The sequence below is a fragment of the Alicyclobacillus kakegawensis NBRC 103104 genome, from assembly GCF_001552655.1.
In the GTDB taxonomy this organism is placed as follows: Bacteria; Bacillota; Bacilli; order Alicyclobacillales; family Alicyclobacillaceae; genus Alicyclobacillus_G; species Alicyclobacillus_G kakegawensis.
The window spans coordinates 114,977-128,237 of record NZ_BCRP01000006.1 but is presented as its reverse complement, the minus strand read 5'-3'; the positions used below and the strand labels follow the sequence as shown (position 1 = coordinate 128,237).

General features: G+C 63.3%; 14 protein-coding genes. 11 read left to right on the top strand and 3 right to left on the bottom strand.

Annotated elements, in window-relative coordinates:
• The first annotated feature begins 18 nt into the window (after nucleotides 1-18).
• Nucleotides 19-1,479, top strand: coding sequence for a bifunctional metallophosphatase/5'-nucleotidase (locus tag AK2_RS06785; protein WP_067932826.1), 1,461 nt, complete (start codon nucleotides 19-21; stop codon nucleotides 1,477-1,479).
• A complete protein-coding gene (gene nth, locus AK2_RS06780; protein ID WP_067932689.1) occupies nucleotides 1,476-2,141 on the top strand; it encodes an endonuclease III in 666 nt (221 codons plus the stop codon). Before AK2_RS06785 ends, nth begins: the two co-directional genes overlap by 4 nt.
• Here nth and AK2_RS06775 read toward each other — a convergent pair.
• A complete protein-coding gene (locus AK2_RS06775) occupies nucleotides 2,129-2,431 on the bottom strand; it encodes a DUF2614 family zinc ribbon-containing protein (protein ID WP_067932688.1) in 303 nt (100 codons plus the stop codon). The genes nth and AK2_RS06775 overlap by 13 nt on opposite strands.
• A gap of 120 nt (nucleotides 2,432-2,551) precedes the next feature.
• Between AK2_RS06775 and AK2_RS17420 the strand changes: the two genes are divergently transcribed.
• From AK2_RS17420 to queG, 6 genes are all read left to right on the top strand, one after another.
• Nucleotides 2,552-3,157, top strand: coding sequence for a DUF2140 family protein (locus tag AK2_RS17420; protein ID WP_067932686.1), 606 nt, complete (start codon nucleotides 2,552-2,554; stop codon nucleotides 3,155-3,157).
• A gap of 113 nt (nucleotides 3,158-3,270) precedes the next feature.
• On the top strand, nucleotides 3,271-5,151 hold the full coding sequence (locus AK2_RS06765) for a spore germination protein (protein ID WP_067932683.1): 1,881 nt from the start codon (nucleotides 3,271-3,273) through the stop codon (nucleotides 5,149-5,151).
• A complete protein-coding gene (locus AK2_RS06760; protein WP_067932681.1) occupies nucleotides 5,151-6,272 on the top strand; it encodes a GerAB/ArcD/ProY family transporter in 1,122 nt (373 codons plus the stop codon). The genes AK2_RS06765 and AK2_RS06760 overlap by 1 nt, the downstream gene beginning before the upstream one ends.
• On the top strand, nucleotides 6,265-6,453 hold the full coding sequence (locus AK2_RS06755) for a hypothetical protein (protein ID WP_067932679.1): 189 nt from the start codon (nucleotides 6,265-6,267) through the stop codon (nucleotides 6,451-6,453). Before AK2_RS06760 ends, AK2_RS06755 begins: the two co-directional genes overlap by 8 nt.
• Nucleotides 6,454-6,527: 74 nt before the next feature.
• Nucleotides 6,528-6,959, top strand: a complete 432-nt coding sequence (gene rnhA / locus AK2_RS06750) for a ribonuclease HI (RefSeq protein WP_174521148.1) — start codon at nucleotides 6,528-6,530, stop codon at nucleotides 6,957-6,959.
• Nucleotides 6,956-8,158 (top strand): tRNA epoxyqueuosine(34) reductase QueG, encoded by a 1,203-nt coding sequence (gene queG, locus AK2_RS06745; RefSeq protein WP_067932677.1) that lies wholly within the window; start codon nucleotides 6,956-6,958, stop codon nucleotides 8,156-8,158. The genes rnhA and queG overlap by 4 nt, the downstream gene beginning before the upstream one ends.
• Before the next feature lie 22 nt (nucleotides 8,159-8,180).
• Here queG and AK2_RS06740 read toward each other — a convergent pair whose 3' ends face one another.
• Together AK2_RS06740 and AK2_RS06735 are read right to left on the bottom strand one after the other, a co-directional pair.
• Nucleotides 8,181-9,590 carry a YutH/CotS family kinase-like spore coat protein gene (locus AK2_RS06740; RefSeq protein ID WP_067932675.1) on the bottom strand — a complete coding sequence of 470 codons (1,410 nt, stop codon included), beginning with the start codon at nucleotides 9,588-9,590 and terminating at the stop codon, nucleotides 8,181-8,183.
• Nucleotides 9,591-9,676: 86 nt separating this feature from the next.
• A complete protein-coding gene (locus tag AK2_RS06735; protein ID WP_067932673.1) occupies nucleotides 9,677-10,762 on the bottom strand; it encodes an isocitrate/isopropylmalate family dehydrogenase in 1,086 nt (361 codons plus the stop codon).
• Between the two features lie 191 nt (nucleotides 10,763-10,953).
• Between AK2_RS06735 and AK2_RS06730 the strand changes: the two genes are divergently transcribed.
• From AK2_RS06730 to AK2_RS06720, 3 genes are all read left to right on the top strand, one after another.
• The gene (locus AK2_RS06730) at nucleotides 10,954-11,964 is read left to right on the top strand and encodes an amidase domain-containing protein (RefSeq protein WP_067932671.1); all 1,011 of its coding nucleotides are present in this window, start codon (nucleotides 10,954-10,956) and stop codon (nucleotides 11,962-11,964) included.
• Nucleotides 11,965-12,027: 63 nt separating this feature from the next.
• Nucleotides 12,028-12,486: a tRNA (cytidine(34)-2'-O)-methyltransferase gene (locus AK2_RS06725; protein ID WP_067932669.1), complete on the top strand. Its 459-nt coding sequence runs from the start codon at nucleotides 12,028-12,030 to the stop codon at nucleotides 12,484-12,486.
• A 23-nt stretch (nucleotides 12,487-12,509) separates the two neighbouring features.
• Nucleotides 12,510-13,226 carry an HAD family hydrolase gene (locus tag AK2_RS06720; RefSeq protein ID WP_067932667.1) on the top strand — a complete coding sequence of 239 codons (717 nt, stop codon included), beginning with the start codon at nucleotides 12,510-12,512 and terminating at the stop codon, nucleotides 13,224-13,226.
• The last annotated feature ends 35 nt before the right edge of the window (nucleotides 13,227-13,261 follow it).

Below are 13,261 nucleotides of genomic sequence, written 5' to 3'. Positions count from 1 at the left end.
CAAAACCGAGGTGCCATGGTGCGGATTCACCTGTTTCATGTCAACGATGTTCACAGCAGATTGGAAAATTACATGCGCTTAGGCGCTCTGCTGCGCGCCCGCCGCGAGGCGGTGCGGCGGCGCGGAGAGCCGGCGCTCACGTTCGACATCGGCGATCTGGTGGACCGGATGCGCCCCGAGAGCGAAGGGACGCTCGGCGAGATCAACGCCGCTTTGCTGGCCGCCCTGGGCTGCGAGGCGTGGGTGTTCGGAAACAATGAGGGCCTGACGCTGCCGGCCGAGGTCTGGCCGCGCCTGTCAGAGCGATGCGAGACCATGATACTCGTCGCCAACCTGGAGCGGAGCGGCGGAGGGCGGTTTCCCTTCGTGCGCGAACGGGCCGTGTTCCGCGCGGGCGGGCTGCGGGTGGGGGTGTTCGGGTTGACCCCAGACTACCCCAAGCCGTACGAATTTCTCGGCGCCACCCCGATGGACCCGTTCGCGGCGGCCGCGGAGCAGGTCGGGAAGCTGCGGGCGGCGGGCTGCCAGATTGTCGTGGCGCTGTCCCACCTCGGGTTGTATGCGGATAGGCAATTGGCCGCGGAAGTCCCGGGCATCGATGTCATTTTGGGGGGACACACTCACCACTTCATGCAGCAGCCGGAACGGGTGGGGGAGACGCGCATCTTTCAGGTCGGCAAGCACGCGCTGGCATTCGGCCACACCCAAGTTGTGTGGGACGAGGATTCCGAGCGGGTGCTGGAGGTCCGCTGCGAGGCGATCCCGATAGACATCCACGGCCCGCTCGATGCATCAATGCTCTCTGCCTACCGCGGGTGGTTGCCGGCAGTTGAACAGGAGCTCGGCGAGGTCATTGCCGAGTTGGTGCAGCCGCTGCCGGTGGCGTATGACGAGGAATCGGAGTTTGCCAACTTGCTGGTGGACAGCCTGTTCCAGGCGTATCCCTGCGACATGGGGATGATGATGGCGGGCGCGCTGACGGCGAGTTTGCTGGCGGGGCCGGTCACCCGCCGGCATACACTCGCTGCCTGCTCCACCCCGACGCGACCGCTGCTGATGACCTTGACGGGCGCGGAGATCCAGCGCGTTTTGGATAAGGCTGTGCAATCCGAGTACCACTTGCGGCCGGGCATCGGCTTTGGCTTTCGCGGTGCGGTGGTGGGCTGGCTGGCGGTGGCGGGGGCAGAGGTGGAGCTATGCGCCACTCCGGCCGGGACGCGCGTGCGCTCGGTGCGCATAGGCGGGCAGGAGCTTGAGCCTGAGCGCGCTTACCGCGTCATCACCTGTGAATATCTCTGGTTGGCGCCGGTGTTCGAAGAGATGCAGAGGGGGCGGGATGTGCAGGTGATGCCCCCGTTGGTGCGCGAGCTTTTGCAAAAATCGTTGGGCGATGCGGGGTGTATTGCGGCGGCCAGACGCCGTCGCTACCGTATGCACCCGCCCGGTAGCCAACCTATGGTCAGGAGCGTTTCATCATGACACGGATTTCGAAACAGACGGCGAAGCGGGTATTGGAAAAATTGGCCGCAGCGTATCCCGACGCGCGTTGCGCACTCAACCACAAAAACGCGCTGGAACTCTTGATAGCCACGATGCTCTCTGCCCAATCAACCGATGCCCGCGTCAACAAGGTGACAGAGAGTTTGTTCGTGAAATATCGCTCAGTTGAGGACTATGCGGCCGCATCGCCGGAAATACTACAAGAAGACATCAAAGAGTTGGGATTGTATCGGTCCAAGGCGGAGCACATCGTGTCGGCCTGCCGCATTCTCATCCAGGAGTACGGGGGCGAGGTCCCTGCCTCGCGCGAGCAGTTGACGCGGCTGCCAGGCGTAGGGCGCAAGACGGCCAACGTGGTCCTTTCCGTGGCGTTTGGGGTTCCGGCTTTGGCTGTGGACACGCATGTGGCGCGCGTCGCCAATCGGATTGGCCTGGCCGAAAGCGACAATCCGCTGCAGATAGAGCAGCAGGTGTGCGAGCTGGTGCCCAAGCGGTTGTGGTCATCCGCCCACCACTGGCTGATTCATCACGGGCGCAGAGTCTGCCACGCCCGCAGGCCCGAGTGTGCTGTGTGTCCGGTTCAGGCTGAATGTCAATATGTCAAACAGCGGCAAAAAGAAGGCAAGCTTCACTTGACATAGGGTTCATAGGTGCCGGAGGGCGTCCGCTGCAGCGGCAGCCCGCAGTGGGCACACGCATCATACTGGCCGGTCGGTCGGGTGTCGCGTCCGCAGCGCGGACACTGGATGGTGCGAATGCTTGGGTTGACCGGTCCAAACCGAAAATACAGCAGGATGCCGGCGAGGACGCCAATCCCGCCTGCGATGGTCAAGTAGGGGAGCAGGCGTTTGCTGTACACGCCCAGGTACATCACGAAAAATCCAGCGAACAGGAAGACCAAGGCCAGGTTGCGCCACCTGTTGACGTTCATGGAGTCTCACCCACTTCTTCGGTTTGGATGCGGGGAAACATTCGCGTTCAACCGTAAATTCATAGTACCCGAATAAATGGTGCGTGTCCAGGCGACTGGGCAGAGAGAGGAGGCGGCGGCATGCATGGGTTCTGGAAGCGGGCGTTCATCGTCTTGCTGGCCCTGGACTTGCTGGTCGTGGTCGCCGTTACCGTCTGGTGGGGCACGCTGCCCAAGGCCGGATCGACGCCGAGTGTGACGAGCGCCCGACAGGCCGGAAAACCGGCCACCATCCAGTTGAGCATCGGACAGGACGCTGTCAACGCGTACCTGGATTACGCCCTCAGCGAGCAGCCCGACTTGAAGGACACCCTCTCGTACGCCCGCGTGAGCTTCGGCGAAACCACGTGGCAGGTGCAGCTTGGCGCCAAACTGGCGGATCGGGTGGTTCCGTTCAACGTGGTGTTCACTCCGGCGATTCACAACGGGAACCTGGAGTTGCGGATAGACAGCGCCGACCTCGGCCAGGTGTTTCTGCCTCCGTCCGCCCTGATGGTCATCCTCCGCCACCTGCCGTGGCCGGCATGGATTTCCGTCCACGGGGAGGAACGGGCGCTGGACCTCAACTTCAGCCAACGGCCTCAGCAACCGTATGGGCTGCGAGTGCTTCGCTATGCTCCGAAGACCCGTCTGTTGACGCTGGAAGTGACGATTGTCCCGAAGACTTTGCTGCAGCCCACGTCTTGACACAAAAACCCAGGGCCATCTCTTATGCGGGCGAAGCCGCATATTTCTTGTCCTCGCTTCGCAACCTAGTCCTGCGACCTGTCATTTTCGACCAGCGTGAGGGGCTTGGTAGCGTGCAGATCCCAGCATGGATACAGGCTTTGTTTCGGGTTGATGATTCGCTCCTGGCTGAGCAGTTCGTGTTAACCGACGAGGTCGTGGAGGACTCGAACGACCCTTCCAAAGGGAATTCGACCACCGGGCCATCCGCCGACTCAGGCGGCGCAGACGCGGCAGGCAAGCGAGCAGCGGGACGAGACCAAGGCAGCGGCGGCGAATCGGAGGCCGGGTCTCCTGCGCGCGGAGGACAGCCAGACGCGCGCGGTCCGCGGCCCGTCCGTCCCGTGGCGATAGAAGACTATGTGCAACAGGCGCAACGGGAGGAAGACGCAACGCACCAGCCGCCTGAGCAGGACGACCGGCTGCCCGCCGAACTGACGGAGGCGAAGCGGGAGCTGTCCGCCCTCTTTCACCTGCCGGCCAACAAAGACGTGGTCGTCCGCGAGTTTGTCGTTGGCCGCCGGCGGTGGCCGGCTTTGGCCGTGTTCATCGACGGCATGGCCGACAAGATGGTCATCAACACCCACATCTTGCAGCCGTTGATGTTCCTTTCAGAAGTGGCGGAGGACGACGCCGCCCGTCGCATGGAGCCGATTACGCAAGCACTCTTGCCCGGCAACCAGATTGAGCTGGTGGAGACGTGGCAGGGCGTCGTGAGCGGGGTGGTGGCCGGATCGACCGTGGTCTTTGTCGACGGCTGCAGACAGGCGGTGGTGGTCGAAAGCAAGGGCTGGGAGCACCGCTCGGTCAACCTGCCCAGGACCGAACAAGTGGTGCGCGGGCCCCACAACGCGTTCACGGAAAGCTTTCGCGCCAACACGGGTCTGGTGCGCGCGTTTTTGCGCAGTGAACGATTGGTGACGGAAATCTTGTCGGTTGGTCGGGTGGGGAAAACCGACGTGGCCGTCATGTACATTGAAGGTCTGACCAACAAATCGCTGGTGGACGAGGTCAAGCGACGGATTCAGGCTATCGACGTCGACTATCTGGCCGACAGTGGAATATTGGAACAATTCATCGAAGACAACCCTGGCAGCCTCATCCCGCAGGTCTTGGCGACGGAGCGCCCGGACCGAATCGCGCACATGCTGAGCGAGGGGCATGTGGCCATCCTGGTTGGGCAGAGCCCGTACGCGCTTGCCGTGCCTGTGGTGCTGTGGACCATGGTACAGAGCCCGGAAGACGCTTTCTTGCGCTTTCCCTTTGGCACCTTTGGCCGCATCATTCGCTGGGTCGCTCTGTTGGCCGCATTCCTGCTTCCCGCCGGCTACGTCGCCATCACCAATTACCACTCCGAGATGATCCCGACCGACCTCATGCTGGCCATCGCAGCCAGCCGCGAACGGGTTCCGTTTGCCGTCATCATGGAGGTGATCATGATGGAGTTCGCGATTGAGCTGATTCGCGAGGCTGGCATCCGGATTCCGAACGCCGTCGGTCCCACCATCGGCATCGTCGGGGCGCTGATTATCGGGCAGGCGGCGGTCGAGGCCGGATTGGTGAGCCCGCTGCTGGTGATTGTGGTGGCGGTCACCGCCCTTTGTTCCTTTGCTATACCGGATTACGCGCTGTCCTACGCGGTACGCATCCTGCGCTTTGTGTTCCTGGTCTGTGCGGCGTTTTTCGGTTTCTACGCGATTGCGCTGCTGATGTGCATGTTGATGGTGCGCCTGGCGGTGATGAAGTCGTTTGGGGTGCCGCTGCTTTCGCCCCTCACGCCGGTGACTCCCAGCACGCACGACGTGTGGGTGCGGGGACCAGTCTACAAAATGAACCAGCGGCCGTCCTACCTGCGCACACAGACGCAGCAGCGGCAGGAGCCGATAACGCGGGCGTGGAGCCCCTTCACGCGCAAGGCCGCCCGTCGCAGTCTGTTCCGAAGGAGGAACAAGTGATGGCCAATTCGGACATGAAGGCGCGCATTGGCACCAGAGAACTGATTGCGATGATGACCTTGTTCGTCTCCACGGACACGTTTTTGAGCTTCCCGCAGCACGCCACCGCGATGGCCCTGGAGGCCGCCTGGATGGTGCCGCTGTTGGCTGCCGTCATCGCCCTCGCGATCTTCTTGTACGTCGACAACATGCTGCGCAAGCACTTTTACGGCATGGATATCGTCGAGGTCACCGTCGACACCCTCGGATCGGTGGCCGGCAGCGTCCTGGCCGTTATCATTGGCGTCTACTTTCTGCTGGAAACGGCTGGGGTGATGCGCCAATTCAGCGAACATGTGACGACCACCGTCCTTCCCAACACGCCCATCCTTGTGGTGGGCAGCATGTACACCATCACCATTGGTTACATCGCCTACCACGGCCTGGAGGGCATCTGCCGCATTGCTTACCTCTTGATGCCCATTCTGCTGGTCGGAGCTGTTGGGCTGTGCCTGTTGACCGCCAAGTGGTGGCATCCGCTGATGCTGCTGCCCATCTTCGGCGCCGGCGTAAACCACATCCTCTTCGCCGCCGCCAGCGACGCAGCGGTGTTCATGAACGTCCTGCTGTTGTGCATCGTCTACCCGCACGCTCACAATGCGCGTTCGCTGCGCCGGGTGGGGATTTGGAGCATCGTCGTGCCGGCGTTCCTGATGGCCGGGTTTATCGCCACCTACAACATGGTGTTCCCGGCGATTGAGACGCAGCTGTCCGCGTTCCCGCTGTTCCAACTGGCGCGGATTATCTATCTCGGACGCTTTGTGCAACGAATGGAGAGCATCTTCATCTTCCTCTGGGTGACCGTGGCCATTGTACGCATGGGCATGAGCCTATGGGCGGCCGCCTACCTGTTCGCGCGCGGGCTGCACTGGCCGACCACCCGGCCGGCGATTCCCGCCCTGGCGCTGTTATGCTTTGCGCTCAGCTTGCTTCCGGCCGATGTCGGCCAAGCTGTGAACCTGGTCGAGACCTATCTGGTTGCCTGCGGGGCCGCGGTGGTTTTTGGCCTGCCCGTCCTGATGGTCACCCTTGGCGCCCTGCGGCGCCGCGGCGATAGCAAGGAGAGATTCGGACGTGCCTAGCATCACCATCCTCGAATTTGCCCTGACCATGTCGATTCCGCTCTGCATCGGCTTTTACACCTACCGCTTCGGACGCTGGGTGGGCGGCAAAGGCTCCACCATCGGCAGCGTCTCCGCCTACGTCCTCGCCCTCGTCTCCCTATCGGTGTCAGGTCTTGTGCTGTGGCGAATGATGACCTGAGCCGCCGCCAGTCCGGTGGTCCTGTTATAATGGAGCCGGAGGTCGATCCGTACATGAAAAGCGCGCTCTCTGCCCTGGTGCCGGTGACCATCTACACCGACGGGGCTTGCAGCGGCAATCCCGGACCGGGCGGCTGGGCGGCCGTCCTCGTCCATCAGGATAAACGAAAAGAGATCTCCGGCGGCGAGCGGCTGACCACCAACCAGCGCATGGAGCTGACAGCCGTCTGCGAGGCGCTGGAGCGCCTGCGATACCCGTGCCAGGTCATGCTGTATAGTGACTCCGCCTATGTGGTCAACTGCATTCGCCAGCGCTGGTACGTCAATTGGCGGCGCAACGGCTGGCGCAACAGCAAGGGGGAGCCGGTGCAAAACCGCGATTTATGGGAGCGGCTGCTGGGACTTTTGGAGACGCATCGGGTGCAGTTCGGGAAGGTGAAAGGCCATGCCGGGGTCGCTCTGAACGAGCGCTGCGACCAGCTGGCGCGGGCGGCCATCCCGCGATGACCGATTTGAGCTTGGCGCGGCTTCGGGAATTGGGCCGACAGGCGGGGCTGGACGCGGTCGGCGCCACCACCGCGGATGCGTTCCCGGACCTCGTTCCCCACTTGCAGGCGTATGCAGAGCGGGGGCTGACCGGCTTTGAGTGCGCCGATATCGAGCAGCGAATCGACCCGCGGCGTTGGTATCCCGAGGCCAAGTCGCTGATTGCGGCTGCGATGGCGTACCTGACTCAGTCGGGGCGGGAGGCGGCCCGCCGCCACCCGGCCGGCGGGCTGACCGGCCAGGTCAGTGTCTACGCGTATGGGGAGGACTACCACCGGGTGCTGCGGGAGCGCCTGGCGACCTTGGTGCAACTGATGGAACGGGAAGTGGGGCGGCCCATTGGCCACCGCATCGCCGTCGATACCTCGCCTTTGGTGGACCGGCGTGTCGCCGAGCGGGCGGGGATTGGCTGGATGGGGAAAAACAGCATGTTTTACAGCCCTCCGTACGGATCGTTCGTGTTCTTGGGCACATTGGCTGTCGACATCGAGGTGGAGGCGGCTGCGGCGCAACAGCAAAGCCGCTGCGGGACCTGCCGCTTATGCCTGGACGCCTGCCCGACCGGGGCGCTGCTGGCCCCCGGCGTGATTGACGCCACCCGTTGCCTCTCGTACATCACCCAGATGAAAGGCGTCATTCCCAAGCCTTACCGGGCGGTCATGGGCCGGCGAGTGTGGGGGTGCGACACGTGCCAGTGGGCCTGTCCGGAGAACAAAGGCGTGGAGTCCTCCCCGCACGCTGCGTACCTGCCCCAGGGTGAGTTGGAGTTCCCGGACCTGGTGGAGATCCTCAGCTGGAGCAACCGCGCCTTTTTGCGCCGCTATGGCCACACGGCCGCCGCCTGGCGGGGGGTGAGGACCTGGCAGCGCAACGCCCTGATTGCGCTGGGCAACTGCCGGAATCCGGCGGCCATCGGCCATATTGTGCCGTTTCTGCGCCACGAGCGATGGGAGCTGCGGGCCAGCGCCGCCTGGGCGCTCAAACGCATCGGCGGCGAAGAGGCGCGGCAGGCTGTGGCAATGGCGTATGCGGCGGAGACGGTGCCCGAGGTGCGCGAGGAGATGCGCTGGGCTGTGGCGGAGGCCGAAGCCGCCTCCCCCGAGGGGGAGAGCATAGCGCGGGCATCCATGCGGCCGGCGGGCCGACACGGGCGTGGGTAGCCGGGGGATGCGGGCGCGGGTGTCAAAGTTGCTGGACCTGATCGGCAAACGCCGTAAGAAACGATTGCCGCTGGCTCTCTTGACGGGCGTAGTCCTCCAGTTCCGCGGCCTCCTCTGCCCGCGCCCCCAGGCGAAAGTGGGAGTGCGCCAGTCGCCAGGCGCGATAGGGAAAAGTCAACAGCGCCTGAACCAGCGTGTACTCCGCCTTTTCCAGCGTCCGCACGCGGTCGAATTCGACGAAACAGCGGTACGCCACCTCTCCGGCCCACTGTTGCCGTTCCAGGCTCCGGCGGAGCAGGTGGGCGATGTCGAGGGCGCGCGGGGCGTAGGCGGCAAGGTCGAGGTCGAGCACATAGGCCTCGTGTTCCGGCGTGTAAAGGAAATTGTCCGGGACGGCGTCGAGGTGGCAGACGCACGGGTCCTCCTCTTCCCGGAACAGGTGCGCGCGCACCTCAGAGGCGGTGAGCAGGTTGAGCGCCTTCTCCCCATCCGCGCGCAGCGCCGGCGCCAGGCCGCACAACCGTTCCGCGAACCTGTCTTGCCGTTTTCGGTTTTCTGCTTCCACCAGCAGGACGCGCAGGTCTGCCAAACGTCGTTTGTACAGCTCCTCCAGGTTAAATTCGTTGCGCACAGGGATCTCGGAATCGGGTTCAAAGCCTCGTGAGGACTCGTGAAAACGGGCGAGGGCGCGGGCGACGGCGGCGACTTGTTCGATGCGGCCGAAGTTGCTCGGATTCCCCACCACCCAGCGGGTCGCGTAATACTGCCTGCCGCTTTGGCTGTAATATGGGCGCTTCGGCTTTTTCGTCAAGGCGAAGCGCGGCACCGACGGGAAGCCGTGGATGCGCACGTGGTTGGCCAGCTCGTGGATGAAACGGATCTGTTCCGGGGACAGGTGCGTGCGCTTGACCGCGTACGTGCGGGACTCGGTGACGACACGGACGACGCCGCCCACCGCTTCCATCCGTTGGACGCGCCATCCATAAGCCTTGACCAGGCTGGCGGGTATGCCCTGTTGGCGCAGAATCGCTTGCCAGGACGGCTTGCCGAGGGCGGGATCGGAAAGGGTGGCGGTGACGACTCCCTCCGCCCCTGACTCCGCCGAAGGGTTTTCAGGTGGCCTTGTGTGGGTCGGGTTGCGCAAGGCCGGGGCCTGTCCGGCGCCTGATTGCGGCGCGGAGCGCCATGGGGTGCGGGCTTCGTAAACCCGGGACCGGCTACGGTCGGCCCCAAGCGGGCCGCCGGTCGGGTCGCCGGCGGCCTTGCCCTCAGGAGTGCCGCTGTGTGGGGAGTCGTAGCCGTCTGTGCGAGGGGGGGAATGGCCCTGCCCCTTGCCGGCGGCAGCTAGCTGTTCCAGAAAATAAGGAGGCTTGAGCAGCTGCTGCAGCAACACCTTGGCCCAGGGGGGCATGTTTTGCCTGCGTCTCATCATCGGCCATCACTCCATCCACCCACCGCTTGGGCGTCGATACCCTACAGTATGCGATGGCTGGGCAGATGAGCGGGCATTCGTCCTGCTCAGTGGCTGTCCCCGAGCGTGCTCCACACCTCAAGCTTGGCTTTGACGCGGCGAATCACCTCATCGGTGAATTCTGTGGTGCTTGTGCCGCCGCCCAAGTCGGCCGTCCGCACGCCCATCATGATGGCTTCGAGCGTCGCCTCGTAGACTGCACGCGACGCCATTTGCGCCCCTTTGTCATCGTGGTGCGCCAACAGCGAGGCGCCCGCGAGAATCATCGCCATGGGGTTGGCTACGTTCTTGCGGAACAGGCTGGGCGCGGTGCCGTGGGGGGCTTCCGCCATGATCACCTGGGGCTGCCAGTTGTCATCCAGGGACAAGAGAATCGATTCCGCACCGGCGATGGAGCCGAACATCTGCAGCACCAAATCAGAGAGGCAGTCGCCGTCCCGGTTGAGCGCCGGGATGACCAGGGGCTCTCCCGCCTTGACCAACAGCAGCGCGTAGGTGGCGTCAATCAACTGCGGATCGTACCGGACGTCGGTGTACTTGGCCGCCGCTTTGTCCAGCTCCTCTTTGAACATCCCTTCGTAAATCGGGCTGACGGTGAACTTGGGACCGCCAAAAACGGTGGCCCCCAAGCGGCGCGCGTATTGGAAAGCGTACTCGGCGACACCGCGGCAGACGTTGCGGGAGATGCGCTCGGTCCGGAAGGCGATTTCGTCCTCGCCCTCGTTCTCGCGCCACTCCTTGGCGCCGTATGCGTCATCGACCGCCATGCGAACGACTGAGATCGGAGAAAAGACGCCGACCGGGGGCGCGATGCCCGGAATGCGCCTGCCCGTCCGGACAATCACCGTGCCGTTGATCTCCTTGCGCAGGATGGCGTTGGGGCTGCCCACGTCGCCTTTGGCCTCCGGCGTGATTGTGGCGGCCTTCAGACCGAAGCGGTGGCGCCGCATGGCCTGAGCCGCTTCGTGGACCACCTGGTTGCTCGTCTTGCGGCGGTTCTCCAGGCTCAGGTCGTAGGTCTCGAACGCTATCGGGATGCCCAGCACATCCGGCGAGAGCACGCGCAGGGCTTCGTCAAGCAGTTCCTGACCGGTCTGGTCGCCTTGCATGACGACAATGGTCAAGTCTGGCATCTGTTATCACCTCTTGATTGTGCGCATCGCAGAAAACAGGACCGTCCGCTAGTATAGCATAGCCATTCTCGCCCATTCCAAAGGTATCAAGCCCTTCGATGCAACCATTGGGCATCGTGATTTGTCCCGCAATGTCACGATGGGCTCCAGTGTCATAGGCTGCAGTACGCCATGTTGGGTGGGTGAGTGCAGTGACCGACGTGAAAGCGGCGATTCGCGAATACATGGAGCGCAGGAACCGGTACTGGGTGAGCGGGGACCTGGACTCTTTGGCCAGCTTTTGGGCCACGGGCGGCCGCGGCGAGAACTGGGATTGGCTGCACCGGGGCTGGGAGCGCCGGCTGCGCCTGGCCAACGCCCGCGCCTGCCAACTCCTGCGCGCCCACAGCCACGTCCGTCTCACGCGCCTGGACCTAAAGGCGGAAGGGCGCGAGGCGGAGGTTGAACTGCAGGAGACAATTCATTGGGTGTATCGCGATGGCATCGACTACGCCGTAGAGGGACGCGTGGTCCGCCATTGGCAGCTCTGGAACAGGAGCGAGCAGGGGGTGTGGCAGATCGCCCATGCCCAGGAGTCGGACGAGACGCGGCCATGTCCGAGGCCGGGCACCGATAGCGCGGACGGCGGGGCGGACGGACACGTGGATGCGCCCAGGTCCTCCGTGCGCGCGTTGCTCCGCCGTTTTGCCGGGCCGACCTGCAACGAATACGACCGGGTCAAGGCGCTGCGCTACGCCGAATTGTGGTGGAACCGCCCCAATCCCCAGTACGCGTATTTTCGCTCCGACGATTGCACCAATTTTATCTCTCAGTGCCTCTACAGCGCCGGTGTGCCGATGCACGGCACCGGAGACCGGGCCAACGGGTGGTGGTACCGGTTCAACGACAGCGGGGCCGACACGTGGAGTTTTAGTTGGTCCATCTCCAACGCCCTGAACCTGTACCTGGTGGGGCAGGTGCAAGCGACTGAACTGGCCTCCGCGCGCGAATTGAAAATCGGCGACCTCATCTTCTACGATTGGAACGGCCAGGGCCGCTACGGCCACTCGACGATAGTCGTGGATTTTGACCAACAGGGCGATCCGCTCGTCAATGCGCACACGGATGCCAGTTACCACCGGCACTATCTGTACCTGGACAGCCGCGCCTGGACGCCCCAGACCCGTTACGCGTATGTTCACCTGCCGCAGCGTGTGTGCTAGTCCGTTGGCGGGGCGTGCTTATGGTAAACTAAGTTGGATGATGGACCAAGGGAGGCAAACGGGATGCACGTTGTGCTGGTGGAGCCCGAGATCCCGGGGAACACGGGCAACATTGCACGGACCTGCGCAGCGACCGGGAGCGTGCTGCACCTGGTCCGCCCGCTCGGCTTTTCCACAGACGACCGCTATCTGCGGAGGGCAGGGCTGGACTACTGGCACCTGCTCGACATCCGGTATCACGACTCCTTGCAAGAGGTCTGGGACAAGCACCCGGAGGGGAGATTCATTTACACATCGACGCGGGCAAAACGGTGGTACAGCGATATTCGTTACCAAGAGGACGATTTCCTGGTGTTCGGCAAAGAGACGGCAGGGTTGCCCCAGTGGGTGTTGGACAGAAACCCGGACACCGCGGTCCGGCTGCCGATGATTCCGGGGGCGCGTTCCCTCAACCTGGCCAACTCGGTGGCCATCATGGTCTATGAAGCGCTGCGGCAGTGCGGCTTTCCCCGTTTGGCCTAGCGGAAGAGAAAGGTGACCCCGACATGTTGAACACGCTCTTGTTTGACCTGGACGGCACGCTGCTGCCGATGGATCTGGACGAGTTCATGCGCGCCTATTTCGCGCGCTTGGTGCCGCGGATTGCCCATGTCATCGACGGCCAGCGGGCAGTGCGCGAGATCTGGCAGGCCACCATGAGGATGATTGAGAACGAGGAACCCGACAGGACCAACCTGGACGTCTTGAAACAGCAATTTCTGGGTGCGACCGGGTTGCGCGAGGACGAGATCTGGCCGCTGTTTGATCGGTTTTACGAGGAAGAATTTGGAGAATTGCGCCGTCATACCTCGCCCACTCCCATTGCGCGGGAAATATGCCAAACCGCCATCGACAAAGGGTATCAGCTGGTGATAGCGACCAACCCCATCTTTCCGGAGCGGGCCATTCGCCACCGCATGGAATGGGCCGGAATCTCGGACATCCCGTTTCGTCTCGTGACCACACTGGAAGACATGCACTTTTGCAAACCCAACCCTAAGTACTATCTGGAAATTCTCGACAAGTTGGGCATCCCCCCCTTTTCCTGCATCATGTTTGGCAACGACGTGCAGGAGGATGGGGTGGCCGGCAAGCTGGGGATGGCCACGTACCTGGTGACCGACTGTCTGATTGACCACGGCCGCGGCCACTTCGACTTCACCTATCGAGGGACGTTGGCCGACGCCCTGATGTTCGTTCGCGATCTGCCGCCGCTTGCGTAGACAGCGGCCGCTCACCCGCGCGGCAAGAAACGTCC